Origin of the sequence: Niveispirillum sp. KHB5.9, from assembly GCF_048066115.1 — a bacterium.
Taxonomy (GTDB): Bacteria; Pseudomonadota; Alphaproteobacteria; order Azospirillales; family Azospirillaceae; genus Niveispirillum.
In genome coordinates, this window is sequence record NZ_JBLTYX010000002.1 from 82,644 (window position 1) to 96,142 (window position 13,499).

Below are 13,499 nucleotides of genomic sequence, written 5' to 3' on the forward strand. Positions count from 1 at the left end.
ATCCTGGAGATAATGTGATGCCCCGCCCCAAAGCCGACCATGAAGAACGGCGCGCGCGTCTTGCCAAGGCGGCATGCGAGGTCATCCTCGATATCGGTCTTGAGAATGCGAAACTGTCCGATATTGGCACCCGCGCCGGCCTGACGACCGGTGCGGTGCAACATTACTTCCGCAGCAAGGAAGACCTGCTGTTCTTCGCCAAGAACCATGTCTTCGACCTGATCCTGGACAAGACCAGGACGCCGCCTCCGGAACTGGAGGGGGCCGAACGGCTCTACTATATCATCCGCCGGCACCTGCCGATCACCACCGAGCATCTGAAGGCGGTGCGGCTGCTGGAGGCGTTCCGTGGCCGGGCCATCGGCAACGCCACCCTGCTGCGCAACCAGCACAAGCGCGACCTGACCTTCCTGTCGCTGCTGGAGGAGGAGTTGGGCCGGCTGAAGGATGCCGGCCTGATGCACGCCGATATGGAAATCCCCACGGCCGCCCTGGGCCTGAACGCGATTATCGAGGGGATCGGCTGCATCGTCATGGCGGCACCCGGCGCCTATAAATCGATCAACCTGTTCGCCATCGTCGCCGACTACATCACCGGTGTGCTGGGCGCACCGCCGCCGCTGGACAGTGCCGCCAAGCCGGCCCGCCCGCGCAAGCCCGATGCCGAGGCCCCGCCGGAGAAGAAGCCGGCCAGGAAGAAGGCCGCGCCGAAGGGCTTGTGACGGCGGCGGGGATATTTTCGCGCAAACCCTTGCCACCCGCCGCCATGGGGATTATATCGGTCGCATCGACTTTGCTACTGGGTTATCTGCCGGCTTCGGCCGGTTCGTCCCTGTCGTGACTTTGATGCCCGATCGCACTCTCGCGCCGGGCAGCTCCGAACGGGAAAGATCCCAGGAGGTTTACATGACCACCGGTACCGTCAAGTGGTTCAACAGCACCAAGGGCTTCGGTTTCATCCAGCCCGAGGATGGCTCCGCCGACGTTTTCGTCCATATCTCCGCCGTCGAGCGGGCTGGCCTGTCCACCCTGAATGAAGGCCAGAAGGTCAGCTTCGACGCCGTCCGCGATCCCCGCAAGGGCAAGACCGCGGCCGAGAACCTGCGCGTCGCCTAAGCGACTGCTGGTCCGGATCAAGGCGGCGGCGTGGTTTCACGCCGCCGCCTTTTTCATGTCCGGACGGCGGGAGCGGTCCCTATCGTATCGGCGGGGCCCCGTAATAGTCCGGCGCCCCGTCCAGCCGCACATCGATCCGGTCCAGCAGGAAGCCGGGGTCGAGCGCATGTAGCCTGATCCGGTGCGCCCCGGCGGCAAGCTGCCCCAGTGCCAATGTGCGCGTGGCACTGTTGGACAGGACATTCTCCTTCCATTCCTCGCTGCGGCCATGCGTCTGGTAATCCAGCACCTGGACCGCACCATCATCCACCTGCACGCCCAGACGCAGACAGTTGTCCGCCGTCAGCGGATGCACGGGCAGGGCCACGATACGCAGCTCGGCATCCGTTTGCGCACGCGTCTGGAAGGCGAAGGTCAGCGGCGGTGTGGCCGCCGCATCCTCCACCGATGGCAGCGTGAGCCTGGACCGCAATGCATCGCCGCGCGAACCCAGGCCGGGCACCCTCTCCCACCCTGCATCCGGGTCCGGGACGGCATCCGCCGCCGTCAGGGAAATGATGCGGTTCAGTTCCAGGGGCATGTCCGGGGATGGGGCCGGCAACAGGGTGGCCGCCACCTTGATGGCCCGGCCGGCGCATTGCACCGTGCCGGCCTCCAGCACCTCCCCGCCATCATAGCGCAGCGCCACCCGCTGCTCGAACCCGTTGGCGGCGTCCAGCCGGCCGGCTGTGACAGCCGGTACCGCACCCGCCACCCCGGCCAGCGACCAGTCCGCCGCCTCGCCATGGCTGTAGATGGTCAGGCTGTGGCTGGCGGGCCGGCCGGAAACGAAAGCCAGTTCACCCGCCTCCACGACACATCCGGGACGTGCGGCGATATCCACCCCGGGATAGGCGGGCTCGGCAAAGACCGGCAGACGACGCGGTGCCATGTCCATCATGCCGCGCCATTTACCGCCATTACGGTCGTTATAGGCGGCGGTTTCAGCGATGATTGTGGCATGCGCCGTGCGGGCCCGTTCGGTATGGGCGTTGACATTGGCCCGACCCCGCCGCCCATGCAGCGCCGCCAGGTCCAGCGTCAGATTGCGTTCATTGATGGCGGCGGCGGCACGCACGGGATAGAGCACGAGCTGGAAATAGGCATCGCTCCGATCCGCGGGCAGCCGCGACGCCAGCGCCGTGGCCCTTGCCGCCAGGTCGGCATAGCGCTCCATCCGCGCATAGGCCTCGGCCCCGCCCGTGCGGATGTAATCGCCGATGCGGATGGGCCGTGTCGGCTCCGTCTGGCTGAAGCCCATGAATTCCGGCCGTCGCTCGAACGCCAGATCGTAATAGCTGGTGAGGATGCCGGCAACCTCCCCCGCCACTTGGCTGCCGAACTGCCTTTCCGCCCATGCTTCCAGGTGCCGGCGCGGGGCCGGGGCCAAGGCACGATGATCGAAGGCCAGATCCAGGAAATACTGGGTCAGATACTCACCCGGCTTGATGTCACCGACATTCACCACCCAGATCCTGCGCGCCTGCATCTGCCAGGCCCTGTCCATCTGCTCGCGGATCAGGGCCGGGTGGGTCGTCGCCAGCCATAGATAGTCATGCGGCCGGCCCCAGTATGAGATGTGGTAATAGACGCCCGATCCGCCGCTGCGGGCCTGTTCGCGGGGGCTGGAAAGTCGGTTGATATAGCCGTAATTATCCTCCGGCCAGACCAGGGTGACGTCGTCCGGTACCGCCAGCCCCGTCTTGTAGATGTCCAGCACCTCCTTGTAGAGGGTCAGGACCTGGGGCATCTGGTCGGCCGGGCGGTTCTGCGCCTTGGCCAGCAGGTCGCGCTGGATGCCCATCACCTGTTCCATGGCCGCGCGCGCCGCGTCGGGCGTGGCCGCACCCTCCATGGCGCTGTCATGCTTGCCGCGAAGGCCGATGGAATAGATGTTGTCGAACCCCTTCACCTCGTCCGCCCGCTGGCGCCAGTAATCGACCATGGCATCGCGGTTGGTGAAGAAATTGAAGGGCCCCCGCGCCGCCTCGTCCCATTCCCGCACATTGTTGCGCATCATCGGCTCGGCATGCGAGGTACCGACGGTGATACCATAGGCCGCCGCCATCTCCGCATTGCCGGCGATCTGGTAGAAGGGTTTGGTGCTGTCATGCATGGCGGGCCAGATCAGGTTGGCCTTCAGCCGCCACATCAGTTCGAAGATGCGGGCATAGGTCTTCGGGCCGATATCGCCCGTCTCCGGCTCGTACGTCTTCGCCGCCCAGGGCTGCAGCCCCCAATCCTCGTCATTCAGGAAGATGCCGCGATACTGGACGGACGGGCCCTCCGACAGGATGCGCCCACCATCGACCGGCAGGCGCTGCACCCGGCGCGGCGTGACATCGGCCCACCATTCCCAGGTGGAAACACCCATCTCGCGCGTCAGGTCGATCACACCCCAAACGGCGCCGCGCGGGTCCGACCCGGCGATCAGGAGATATTGGCGGGACGGATCGCGCCTGGACCGGATGGAAAGCCGCAGATAGCGTTCCCACTGTCCGGAAAGCGCCGACAGGTCGACCCCTTCCTCCCGCGCGATGGTGCTGACCAGGTCGGATGTCGCCGTGCCTACAATGATGCAGAGCCGCCCGCATTGCGCCGGATCGGCTGAAACTGGGGGCGCATGCCCCGTCAGTTGCACCAGATCGCGGGCCAGCAGGTCACCCGCCAGCCCCGTGGGCTGGCCGCCATCATGGATGATGCCGGCGACGCGGCTGCCGTCGAACAGCTCGACGGGCCTGGCTGCAGCGGTCGCGCAGAGCAGGGACGCGGCGATGACGGGCAGAACAAGGCGCGAAAGATGGAACATGGGCTCCCTCGACAATGGGGCGGCCCCGCATACTATGTTCAGGCTATTTATCATACAATATAGAATATTATTCCATTATATGAGACCAAACCACCGATCAAAATGTTTGACCGTTGGTACGGCGGCGACTGCCGCCGCGCGGCACGTGCCGCGTAGCCAAGCCCACGGATGTGGGCGCCGGCGACTGAGGGGCATGAAACATGCCGGGAAATATCACCGTGCCGGGGCCGGCCCGGTGCTCTCCCGCTCCCGCAATGCGAAAGGCGCCACATGGTGGCGTACGGCCGGGGCGGCCCCGCCGCGCCGTTCCTTGATGAAGTCGGTCAGCATCTCCACGGCTTTCGACGCCATCTCGGCGATGGGCTGGTGCACCGTGGTCAGTTGCGGCCACATCAGCGATGCGATGGGCGTATCATCGAAACCGCAGATGGACAGGTCGGCCGGCACGCGCAGTCCGGCCCCCAGGGCGATGGCCATGATGGCCGCGGCCATGTCGTCATTGCTGGAGAAAATGGCGCTGGGCCGCGGCTCGGCCCCGGTCAGCAGCCGCCGCCCCGCCTCCAGTCCGGAACGATAGCTGAAATCCCCCTGCACCACCCATTCCGGACGCACCGGCTGTCCCGCTTGGGCCATGGCGGCACGGAACCCCTCCTCCCGCCGCAACGCCGGGGAGTGGCTGGGATTGCCGCGCACGAAGGCGATGTCGCGATGGCCCAGCGACAGCAGGTGGCGCACCATGGCCCGCGCACCCTCGAAATCATCGACCAGCACGGCCGATGAATGGGATCGCGGGTCGGCCGTGGCGAAGCTGAGTGCGGCGATGTCGGATTGCCAGAGCAGGTCCAGCGCCTCCAGGCTGTCGCACAGCGGCGGGGGCAGGATCATGCCATCCACCCCGGCGGCCACCAGCTTGCGCACCGCGTCGACCGGAGCGGGATGGGCCGCCACCGGCTCGATCACCAGTTGGCTGCCGTCGCGCCCGCTCTGATGGAAGGCACCCATCAGGAAGTCGCCCAGGTTGGAGGAACGCGGATTGTTGAACAGCACGCCGATGCGCAAACTGCCCGACCGCGCCACCCGGGCGGCGACGTTGGGCACATAGTTCAGCTCGCGGATCGCGGCTTCGACCTTCTTGCGCAAAGGTTCGCGCACCTTGGTGCCATTGGCAACGCGCGAGACGGTCATGGGTGATACGCCGGCCAGTTTGGCCACGTCATGGACCGTGACAGCCGGCTTGCGGCGGCCGGTGCCGGGATTATCGTTCTCGTCGCCCAAAATATCCCCCGTGCCCTGCAATCCCCGCTTCCTGCATGTCACGATAACAGGTGCCGGGATTCCACCCTTCTCAAGGCGTTATAGGCCGGGGGCGGCGGTTAGGGAAGTGGCGGCGCACGTCCGGGTCGATAACGATATCCCGACCATTCATCGGGCAACACCAATGTCAATTATAGAGCGGTGTCGCCCCGCCGCCGGTCCGGACAATGGCTTCCACCTCGCTCGCGGTCATGTCCATGATGTCGGCGGTCTCGTCGATCGTGAAATCTTCAGACAGGACGAGGAACAGCACTTGGCGGGCCTGCCATGACAGTTGCCGATACCCGTCCTCCTCCCGCCGGTCCTGGTTGAAAAGATTGGCATAGAGGCGGTTGTACAGCTTGAACAGGCCGACCTTGCTGCTGGAACCGGCCGGCAGGATGCTGCTGTCCGTGGCCAATATCTCCAGCAAGGCGCCGGTATAGGCGTCGGCGGATGCCTGGCTGCCGGACATCGCCTCGGCATGGCGGCGCAGCGCCGGCAGGTGCGGTTCCACGCCGCTCAGATCGATCAGGCAGGTCTGGAGGTGAAATGCCGTTTCATTGATCGCGACTTGCATGTCCATGTCTCCCGGATGGGTGAATTTGGGGGGCGATATCATGCCCATGCCCGTAACCTTCATTCACCATCAGGACTGGAAACTGCCGAAACGACAAGAAAACTTCCTGGCTAAGGCATTGTTATTGCCATGGTTCTATACGGGCCGCCGGCTAAATCATTCGCAATAGGTGTGGACACGGGCTATGCCGCCCGCGCCAATGCGGACTATTTCCAAACGGCAGGGTTGGTCTTGCGGACCTGGGCGGATGGAAAAGACCGATGGAGCGGCGGCCGCCGGCTCCGGCAGGTCCATGCGCTTGGCATGGACCTGCCGGACAGCCGAAACTCAGCCGCCCAGCGCCTGCACCACCTCCGGTGGGGCCGTCCGGGACGACCCGGCATTGAACGGCGGGTGGGGGTCGTACTCGATGGCCAGTTGCGCCATCATCGCCCGCTTCGGGCCGTACAAGTCGGCGATCAGGGCCAGGGTCAGGTCGATGCCGGCCGAGACGCCGGCCGAGGTCCAGTATTTGCCGTCGCGGACCCAGCGTTCCGGTACGAAGGTCGATCCGGCCTGGTCCAGCATGCCGGTGAATTTCCAATAGGTGGTGGCGCGCTTGCCCTTCAACAGGCCGGCATGGGACAGCATCAGCGATCCGGTGCAGATGCCCACCGTATAGACCGACGTGCTGTCCATGCGCCGCAGCCAGTCCATCGTGGCGGGGTCGTTGGACGCGTCCATCAACCCCTTGGCCCCGCCGGGCACCAGCAGCACATCGGTACGGTCGATCTGGTCGAACGTGGCATTGGCCTTGTAATCCATGATGCCGCTGTCGCTTTTCATCAGGTCCAGGCTCTTGGCGGCCAGCACCACCTCCACCCCTTCCACCCGGTGCAGCGCCTCATAGGGGCCGACCCAGTCCAGCACCGTGGTGCCGGGATAGAGCAGCATCGCCACACGCGTTTTCTTGCCCGCACGGGTGCCCTCCCCCTCCAGCGCTTGCGGCTGGGCCGCCTGCACGCTGCCGCCGGTCAGCAGGGCGGCGCTGCCGGCCAGCCCCATCGCGGCGAAGGAGCGGCGGTCGATCATATGGTTCATGGCATTCCTCTTTGTTGATCAGGGTCGCCGGCCTTACGCCTTGGGCCCGTCGCTGTTGAAGATGTCGCGGTGGCGCTTCCACCGCCCCTCATCCCATTTCCAGACCAGGACATATTTGCCGTGGTCGATGATCCGTTCCCTGCCTTCCTCTACCGCCCAGACGGTGGCCAGCCCGGTCTCGATCACCAGCGGCCCCTCGATGATCTGGTCGACCAGATCGAACAGGCTGCGCAGACGTCGGGCCGGATTGCTGGTCGCCGCCATCCAGAAGGCGATGGCGGCATCGCGTCCCCGTACCAGCGGCCGCCCCGCCGGCAAGACCAGCGTGTCGGCGGTGAACAGGGCCGGCAGGGCGGCGTGATCACCAGTGAACAGGATCTCGGCGAAGCGGCGCCGGGCCTCGGCCGTTTCCGCCAGGATGGCATCGCGGCCGGGTACGGTTGCCGCCTGGGTGCCCGTGGCCAGCAGGGCGCCACCGGTCAGGCCCATCACAGCCAGGGATCGGCGATCGATCATGATCTGTCTCCGGAAAGGTCGGCACCGGTCGCCCGCTCCATGTCCTGCGCCACGTATCGCGCCCCATAGGCGAACATCAGCGCCCCCAGCGTGGCGAAGCCGGCCATGATGGCCAGGGCATAGCGCAGGGCCTCGTCCCCCATGCCATCACGCAGCCCGTCGCTGATCATCCCGGTCAGCACCGGGCCGATGCCCTGGCCGGTCAGCACGGTGGCCACCATGACCAGGGCGGTGGCCAGGCCGCGCATGGAGGGGCGGGCCAGGTTCTGGGTCAGGCCGAAGGCCGGCCCGAAATGCATCGCCGAAATCACCGTCCCGGCGGCATAGATGGCCAACCCGGTATAAAGATCGTCCGCCAAGCAGAACATCGCGAAGAAGGGCGTGGTCAGCAGGGTGACGATGGCCGGAAAATACAGTCTGACACGCGGATTGTGTTCCGACATCCAGTCCGATAGTCCGCCCCCCACGAAGGTACCGATGCCCCCGGCGATGCCCAGCACCAACCCCAGATGCACCCCGACCTCCGTCAGGCCCAACCCGTGCACCTTGATCAGGAAGGCCGGTGCCCAGGCGGCATAGGCACCCTGCGTCACCGCCGTGATGGTCAGGCCGCCGGCGGCGGCCAGATAGGCGCGCTGTTGCCCCAGGAAGCGCAGGGACGCCCCCGTCGCCTCATCCCCGCGCAAGGCGGCCGGTTCGAACCGGCCGCGCAGCGGTTCCTTCACCGTCAGGCGCAGCATCAGGGCCAGCAGCAGGCCCGGCGGCCCCAGCATCAGGAAGGTCATCCGCCAACCGAACCGTTCCGCCAGAAAGGAGCCCAGCAGGAAGCTCAGCATGATGCCGATATAGATGCCGCTGGAATAGATGCCCATGGCCAGCGCCCGGCGCTTGGGTGCGAAATAGTCCGCGATCAGGGAATAGGTGGGCGCCCCGCCGCCCGCCTCCGCCACGCCCACCACGGCACGCGCCGCAAGCATCTGGCCGAAGCCGGTGACGGCACCGCAGATGGAGGTCGCGACACTCCACACCGTGACGGCCAGTGAGACGAGGTTGCGCCGGTTATGCCGGTCGGAAAACCGCGCGATCCACAGGGTGGCGATGGCGTAAAGCACCGCGAATCCGGACCCGCTCAACAGCCCCATGGCCGTGTCCGACAGGCCGAATTCCTGCTGGATCGGCACCAGCAGGATGGAGATCACCAGCCGGTCGATCCAGTTCAGGATGAAGATCAGCACCAGCACGAACAGCACGTAATAGGCGTAGAGCGGGTTGGGTGGTGCATCGGTCGCGGTGGGATCGGTCATGGGCAATCGGCACTCCCTTGGGCGGGTCATCGAGCGATTGTGTCAGTCGTCCATCGAAGCGCAAAGGCCGCTGGACGGGCAATTTCGGCCAGGGCGGTCAGCGGCTGATCCGCACGGTCTGCAACTGCATATATTCGTCCAGCCCGTGGAGGCCGAATTCCATGCCGATGCCGGATTGCTTGGCGCCGCCGAAGGGCGCGTCGGGGGAGATGGTGCCATGGTCATTGACCCAGGCCGTGCCCACCTGCATCCGTTCGGCCAGCGCCCGCGCCCTGGCCAGATCGGACGACCAGACCGACCCGCCCAGCCCATTCTCATTGGCATTGGCGCGGGCCAGCGCATCCTCGGCATCGGTGAAGCGGATGAGGGGCAGGATGGGGCCGAACTGTTCTTCATCGACGATGCGCATCCCGTCCGACACATCGACCAGGATCGAAATCGGGAAGAAATAGCCGTCGCGATCCAGCGGCGCGCCGCCGGACAGGAACCGGCCGCCCTTGGCGCGGGCGTCGGCGGCGAGCGCACAGACATAGTCGAACTGTGCCCGGTTCTGCACCGGGCCGAACTGTGTGGACGGGTCGTTGCCGGGGCCAGTGCGCGCTTGGCGGGCCAGGGTCGCCAGCTTTTCCGCCAGCGCGTCATGCACGGCGTCATGCACGTAAAGCCGTTTCAGGGCGGCACAGGTCTGGCCATTGTTGCTGAAGGCCTTGGCGAAGATCTTCGGCGCGATGGCGTCGATATCGGCATCGGGCAGGACGATGGCCGCGTCATTGCCGCCCAGTTCCAGGGTCAGGCGCTTCAGATTGCCGGCACCGCTGGCCATGATGCGCCGGCCGGTCGGCGTCGATCCGGTGAAGACGATCTTGTCGATCCCCTGATGCTCCGCCATCGCCTGTCCCAACGCCGCATCACCGGAAACCGAATTCAGCACGCCCGGCGGCAGATGCGCATTGGCGATCTCGATCATCCGCAGCACGCTGAGCGGCGTATAGGGGGATGGTTTCAGCACCACTGTATTGCCCGCGACCAGGGCCGGCATGATGTGCCAGATGGAAATCAGCACCGGATAGTTCCAGGGTGTGATCGAGGCGACGACACCCAGCGGCCGGCGATGCACCTCCACCCCGTCCTTCACCAGTTCCACCAGCGGGCGCAGGGCGGCGGTGGCGCGGGCCCAGGCGGCGGCACCCACGATCTCTCCCACCGCACTGCTGTGCAGGGGCTTGCCCTGTTCACGCGACAGCAGGGCGCCCAGGCTGTCGCGTTCAGCCTCCATCGCGGTGGCGATGCGGTCGACGGCGGCGGCGCGTTCGTCGATCGCGGTGGCCGCCCAGGCCGGGAAGGCCCGCCTTGCCGCCGCCACCGCCCGGTCCAGATCGGCCAGACTGGCCAGCGGTGCGCGGGCGAAGGCCCGGCCGGTGGCCGGATCGATGACATCCTGCGTCTCGCCGATTGGCAGCGGTCGGCCATCGATGATCAGGGCCGGAATATTCTCCATCGGGTCCTCTCCTTGGCGCCCCGCTGCCGGCCATCGTCCGGACAAGGGCTCCCTTCCGGCCCCATCGATGGGGCCGGTCTGTATTCTGGAATGTGTTTCAGGGGATCGGTCTATTCGGACGCGTGCTTGGCCCAGTCATTGCCGGGCAGCAAAGCCTCGGTGAAGCCGAACTTGGTCATGTCGCTGATACGCTGGGGATAGAGGATGCCGTCCAGATGGTCGTATTCATGCTGGAACAGCCGGGCATGGAAGCCCCTAGCCTCCCGTTCCACGACATTTCCATCCTCCAGCGTGCCGCCATAGCGGATATGGGTGTGGCGCGGCACCAGCCCGCGCATGCCCGGCACCGACAGGCAGGATTCCGGCGCCTGCACCGTTTCTTCCGTCAGGATTTCCAGCCACGGGTTGATCAGGGCGGTCAGCGGCACCGGCTGTTCATCGGGATGGTATTTATTGGGTTCTATGCCAAATATCAGAACACGCAGATCGACCCCGATCTGCGGTGCGGCCAGCCCGAAGGAATTGGCGGCATGCAGCGTGTCGTACATGTCGGCGATCACGGTTTTGAGCGCCGGATCGTGGATATCCGCCACCGGCTTGGCGACGCGCAGCAGGCGGATATCGCCCAGCTTCAAAATCTCCCGGATCATGGCCGCCCTCCCGTTGCGTTGTTCAGATATTCATTTGCCAATCGGCAGCACCCGTCGATCAGCATGGCCGCCTTTTCCCGCGCCGTCTGGGTTTCCGACCTTGTCTGCAGCCAGCCCAGATATGTCGTCGCCCGCAGGAAGCGGAACAGCGGCAATTGGTCGAGGTCGGGCAGCGGCCGGATGCTGCGATAGCCGGCGAACAGCTGCCCGCGCAGCACCGGATCGGCCCCGTCGGGCATGGCGTTGATCACCGTCGCCAGTTCGAACAGGTACCAGCCAAAGCCGCAATCATCGAAATCGATGGCCTGCAGCCGGTCGCCATCCGGGATCAGATTGTCGCGGATCAGGTCGGCATGGATCATGCCGTAACGGTCTTCCGCCTTGCCATAGTCGGCAAGGTCGGCCAGCGCCCTTTCCCGTGCGCGCAGCAGCAGGTCGCGCTGATCCGCCGACAGGGCCGGCAACTCCCAGAACCGGCCCCAGACCGGGTTTTCGCCCAGCAGACCGCCAGCATCCCAGCTGTGGCGGTCGAAATCGGCCGGCAACGGGATTTGCGACCCCTGGCTGTGCAGCCGGGCCGCCAGCTGGCCGATCCTGAAATAATGGTCGTCCCTGGGCCCGCTGCCGCCCGACAGCCAGCCCAGCATGTCCACCTGCCGCACCTCCGGCACACCATCGGCCCCGGCATGGACGAACAGGCTGCCATCGGCGGCGGGCAGGACGGGGGGAACCGGGATGCCGGCCTCTCCCAGCGCCCGCATCCAATAGAGTTCCGACCGCAGCGAGCTGTCGCCATGATACCCGGCGCGATGGACGCGCAGCGCGAACCGTGCTCCGTCTTCGCGATGGGTGGTGAACACGGCATTCTCCCGGTACTTGAACAGCACCGGATCGCTGAACCGCCCGTCCCAGCGGGCGAGGGCCGCCCGGGCAAGGCCAGTCAGGTGTCGGGCTTGGTCCGCGTCGGAGAGTTGGTAGAAATCGGCCAAGGATCGATCCCCTATAAGGCGGCCAGTGCATCGTCCATGACGGACAGAAGATGATCGGCATTGTCGGTGGAGAACACCAGGGGCGGTCGCATCTTCAGGATATTGCTGTTGCGGCCGGCCCGGCTGATCAGCACGCCATTGTCGCGCATGCGGTTGATCAGCTGCTTGGTCTCCACATCCGCCGGGCTGCCGTCGGGGCGGATCAGTTCCGCCCCGAAGAACAGGCCGCGTCCCCGAACATTGGCGATGATCGGGTGTTTGGCCGACAGTGCCTGGAGCCCGGCGCGGACATGGGCGCCCACCCGACGGCTGTTGGCCTGGATATCCTCCCGTTCGATCACCGACAGCACCGCCATGCCGGCGGCGGCCGCCACCGGATTGCCGGCGAAGGTGTTGAAATAGCGTGACGCGGCACCGAACCGGTCCACCCAATCGCGCCGCGTCACCATGCCGGCGACGGGATAGCCATTGCCCATCGGCTTGCCCAGGGTGACGATATCGGGTGTGACGCCGGTCAGTTGGTGCCCCCACATCGCATCGCCGGTGCGGGCGAAGCCGGATTGCACCTCGTCACAGATGAACAGGCCGCCAGCCTTGCGCACAATCTCCACCGACTGTTCCACGTAACCCGACACGGGATCAGGCAGCCCTTCATTGGCGAAGAAACTGTCCATCAGCAATGCTGCGACCTGGATGCCATCGGCCTTCAGGCTGTCCACCGCCGCCTGGACCTGGGCCGCGAAGGCGGCGGCCAGTTCGGCATCGGTGCGGCCCTGGCGGTCATGCACCGGATCGGGCACCCGCACCGCCCGGGCGAAGGACGGAAAAAGTTCCCCACCCGGAAAGGCGCTGGCCAGGCTGGCCAGGATGGTGGAATTGCCGTGATAGGAGAGGTCGCTGACGATGATCCCTTGCCCGCCGGTGATGAAGCGCGCCAGCCGCAGGGCCAGTTCGTTCGCCTCCGTGCCCGAACAGGTCAGCATCACACTATCCAGCGGATCGGCGAACAGGCCCGTCAGCCGTTCCGCATAGGCGATCAGGGTTTCATCCAGATAGCGGGTGTGCAGGTTCAATGTTGCCGTCTGCCGGGCGATGGCATCCACAACATGCGGGTGGCAATGGCCGACGCACGGGACGTTGTTATAGACGTCCAGATAGGCACGGCCGGTCGCGTCATAGACCCAGGCGCCCTCGCCGCGCACCAGATGCAGCGGCCGGTCGTAGAAAAGCGGGCTGTTGCGGCCCAGCACCATTTGCCGGCGCAGGATCAGCGCGTCGATATCAGACATTCATCTCTTCCCATCCGCCAACGAACTCTCCACACGAAAGTGTGCGCGCCCCGGCTTTTGAGGACCGGGGACTGCGATGTGCCTTGAAGAGAACGATCACGGATAAGGGCGCACAATACAACGCCACTTACTGGCAAAATTCGGCCAAGTGGCCGAGTAGGGCCTGCGGTGGCCGGGTACTGGAGAGACCAGCCCAGCGGCCAAATAACTCAATTTATATCAATGGTTTGTTGCCATAATTCCCACCTCTACCGGCACCGTTCCATGGAGGAAAGATGCCCATGCTCACGCATCATCCGGCCAAATCTGGCCGAAATTGCCCGTGGTTTGGCCCAC

Annotated in this window: 12 protein-coding genes; 2 read left to right on the forward strand and 10 right to left on the reverse strand. The window is 65.6% G+C overall.

Annotation, left to right across the window (positions count from 1 at the left end):
• Positions 1–17: 17 nt before the first annotated feature.
• Together ACM9HJ_RS05040 and ACM9HJ_RS05045 are read left to right on the forward strand one after the other, a co-directional pair.
• Entirely contained in the window at positions 18–722 is a 705-nt protein-coding gene (locus ACM9HJ_RS05040; RefSeq protein ID WP_416570605.1) for a TetR/AcrR family transcriptional regulator, read from the forward strand.
• Positions 723–906: 184 nt separating this feature from the next.
• Complete coding sequence (locus ACM9HJ_RS05045; protein ID WP_416570606.1) at positions 907–1,116, forward strand: cold-shock protein; 210 nt, start codon at positions 907–909, stop codon at positions 1,114–1,116.
• A gap of 79 nt (positions 1,117–1,195) precedes the next feature.
• Here ACM9HJ_RS05045 and ACM9HJ_RS05050 read toward each other — a convergent pair whose 3' ends face one another.
• The 10 genes from ACM9HJ_RS05050 to ACM9HJ_RS05095 all read right to left on the reverse strand — a co-directional run bounded on the left by ACM9HJ_RS05050 (position 1,196) and on the right by ACM9HJ_RS05095 (position 13,163).
• Positions 1,196–3,964: a glycosyl hydrolase 115 family protein gene (locus tag ACM9HJ_RS05050; RefSeq protein WP_416570607.1), complete on the reverse strand. Its 2,769-nt coding sequence runs from the start codon at positions 3,962–3,964 to the stop codon at positions 1,196–1,198.
• Between the two features lie 213 nt (positions 3,965–4,177).
• The gene (locus ACM9HJ_RS05055; RefSeq protein ID WP_416570608.1) at positions 4,178–5,260 is read right to left on the reverse strand and encodes a LacI family DNA-binding transcriptional regulator; all 1,083 of its coding nucleotides are present in this window, start codon (positions 5,258–5,260) and stop codon (positions 4,178–4,180) included.
• A gap of 145 nt (positions 5,261–5,405) precedes the next feature.
• Complete coding sequence (locus tag ACM9HJ_RS05060) at positions 5,406–5,837, reverse strand: hypothetical protein (protein WP_416570609.1); 432 nt, start codon at positions 5,835–5,837, stop codon at positions 5,406–5,408.
• Between the two features lie 327 nt (positions 5,838–6,164).
• Positions 6,165–6,917: a DJ-1/PfpI family protein gene (locus ACM9HJ_RS05065; protein ID WP_416570610.1), complete on the reverse strand. Its 753-nt coding sequence runs from the start codon at positions 6,915–6,917 to the stop codon at positions 6,165–6,167.
• 33 nt (positions 6,918–6,950) lie between these two features.
• The gene (locus ACM9HJ_RS05070; RefSeq protein ID WP_416570611.1) at positions 6,951–7,433 is read right to left on the reverse strand and encodes a YybH family protein; all 483 of its coding nucleotides are present in this window, start codon (positions 7,431–7,433) and stop codon (positions 6,951–6,953) included.
• Entirely contained in the window at positions 7,430–8,737 is a 1,308-nt protein-coding gene (locus ACM9HJ_RS05075) for a spinster family MFS transporter (protein ID WP_416570612.1), read from the reverse strand. The genes ACM9HJ_RS05070 and ACM9HJ_RS05075 overlap by 4 nt, the downstream gene beginning before the upstream one ends.
• Positions 8,738–8,834: 97 nt before the next feature.
• Positions 8,835–10,235 carry an aldehyde dehydrogenase family protein gene (locus ACM9HJ_RS05080; protein ID WP_416570613.1) on the reverse strand — a complete coding sequence of 467 codons (1,401 nt, stop codon included), beginning with the start codon at positions 10,233–10,235 and terminating at the stop codon, positions 8,835–8,837.
• Positions 10,236–10,345: 110 nt separating this feature from the next.
• Entirely contained in the window at positions 10,346–10,885 is a 540-nt protein-coding gene (gene def / locus ACM9HJ_RS05085; RefSeq protein ID WP_416570614.1) for a peptide deformylase, read from the reverse strand.
• Positions 10,882–11,874: a phosphotransferase enzyme family protein gene (locus tag ACM9HJ_RS05090; RefSeq protein ID WP_416570615.1), complete on the reverse strand. Its 993-nt coding sequence runs from the start codon at positions 11,872–11,874 to the stop codon at positions 10,882–10,884. Before ACM9HJ_RS05090 ends, def begins: the two co-directional genes overlap by 4 nt.
• A gap of 11 nt (positions 11,875–11,885) precedes the next feature.
• On the reverse strand, positions 11,886–13,163 hold the full coding sequence (locus ACM9HJ_RS05095) for an aspartate aminotransferase family protein (RefSeq protein ID WP_416570616.1): 1,278 nt from the start codon (positions 13,161–13,163) through the stop codon (positions 11,886–11,888).
• Between the last annotated feature and the right edge of the window lie 336 nt (positions 13,164–13,499).